General features: G+C 59.8%; 1 protein-coding gene. It reads left to right on the top strand.

The window, feature by feature from the left end:
- The first annotated feature begins 603 nt into the window (after positions 1 to 603).
- Positions 604 to 1,866 (top strand): group II intron reverse transcriptase/maturase, encoded by a 1,263-nt coding sequence (gene ltrA, locus ACSDR0_RS50280; RefSeq protein ID WP_435296078.1) that lies wholly within the window; start codon positions 604 to 606, stop codon positions 1,864 to 1,866.
- The last annotated feature ends 88 nt before the right edge of the window (positions 1,867 to 1,954 follow it).

The raw sequence follows: 1,954 nt of genomic DNA, 5'->3' as shown, positions 1-1,954 counted from the left end.
GGGCTTATGTGGGCGTGTGTCACGAACGCAGAGAGGAGCTTTATGTAGGAAGGGCTCCTTGATGCGGTGCTGCGTGGAAGATGAAGGTTTGGCCCTTCGGAGTCGCCCTGTGGGGGGAGGCTTCAAACCGCCCACTGCTGCGTTAGCTGAAGACTGTCGTGGTGAGCGATGTGGGAAAAGGCGCACTTGATGCGTCAGGTGGGGATCAGGAAGACGAGTGTCATAGCCGTTGAAGTGTCGAAACAAGCATGGTTGACATCGAAACCAGGGCGTGTCCATAGTCCTGGGATGAGCCTGGCGGGTGCCCACTTATTGGCCAGGTGGTGTCCGGCATGAAGGCGACGTGAGCCTGGTCTGCTGCTTCCACGTGGAACGTGAGAAGGCGTGCCCCGATACCTCCAACCTGATAGTTCGGGGTGGTGAGAGGGAGCGTCCCAAGCGGCTTAAACCGTGAGGGATTGAGTACCGTTGCGGGGTGCGTCGGCGGACTGGCCCGTAGTAGCAATGAGGCTCCTGCTTGACGCGGTGGGAGTGGAGCCAAGGGGCCAGGTCATTCGTGGTTTGTTCGTTCGGTCAACCGGGCGTCGGCCTGGGAGGAGTCGCGTGGGCGAGCTGAAATCATCAGACAAGCCATTTGATATCTCCAAGCGGGAAGTATGGGAGGCATGGCAGAAGGTTAAGGCCAACAAAGGGGCGCCGGGAGTGGATGGATGCTCCATCGATGACTTCGAGGAAGATCTGAAAAACAATCTCTACCGGATCTGGAATCGAATGTCGTCGGGGAGTTATTTTCCGCCCCCGGTGCTGGCGGTGGAGATACCGAAACCGCATGGCGGCGGCACCAGGATTCTCGGCGTGCCCACCGTGGCGGATCGGATCGCTCAAACGGTGGTGGCCCGCAGGTTGGAGGCGAAGGTCGAACCGATCTTCCACGCCGACTCCTACGGCTACCGACCCGGGCGGTCCGCCCTGCATGCGGTAGACGCATGTCGCAGGCGCTGTTGGAAGAGTGACTGGGTGATCGATCTGGACATCCAGAAGTTCTTCGACAGCGTCCGCTGGGACCTCATCGTCAAGGCGGTGGAGGCCAACACCGACCAGCCGTGGGTCGTGCTGTACGTCAAACGGTGGCTCCAAGCGCCGTTGCAGTCGGCCGACGAGACCTTGCAACAACGAGACCGTGGTACCCCACAGGGATCGGCGGTTTCGCCTGTGCTGGCTAATCTGTTCCTGCACTATGCGTTTGACGCGTGGATGGCTCGGGAGTTCCCGGGTATCGCTTTTGAACGCTACGTGGATGACGCGGTGGTGCACTGTTCCAGCGAGGCTCAAGCCCGTATAGTGGTGAAGGCGATCGCGGAGCGGATGGAGCAGGTCGGGCTGCGGTTGCATCCCGACAAGACAAAGATCGTGTATTGCCAGGATGGGAAACGCGGAAGCTCGCATGAGCACACGTCGTTCACGTTCCTGGGGTTCACGTTCCGGCAGCGCAAGGCGCGGACCAAGCAGGGAAAGAACTTCAATAACTTCCTGCCCGCGATCAGCAAGGACGCCCTGAAGAGAATCAACGCGGAAGTGCGGTATTGGCGGCTGCATAATCGCACGGGCCATACCTTTAAAGAACTCGCACGGCGCATAAACCCGATCGTGCGAGGTTGGATGCAGTATTACGGGGCGTTCTACCGCTCTGCACTGTATCCGCTCCTGTCGCGCATCAACGCCTACCTGGTGCGCTGGATCCGCAAGAAGTACAAACGGCTGCAGGCCAGAAAGAAAGCCCTCAAGTGCTGGCAAGGGATCACCGAACGGTATCCTCGCATGTTCGCGCACTGGAACTGGGCTCCATGGGTCCCGCGCGTTTGGTGACCAGAGTGACAAGAGCCCGGTGAATCGAGAGATTCACGCCGGGATCTGTGGGAGCCCAGGGGTGAAATCCCCCTGGGCTACCCGACTG

This window comes from Streptosporangium sp. G11 (assembly GCF_051192615.1).
GTDB lineage: Bacteria > Actinomycetota > Actinomycetes > Streptosporangiales > Streptosporangiaceae > Streptosporangium.
The sequence above is the reverse complement of the archived record's forward strand: the minus strand, read 5'-3'. Positions and strand labels throughout refer to the sequence as shown.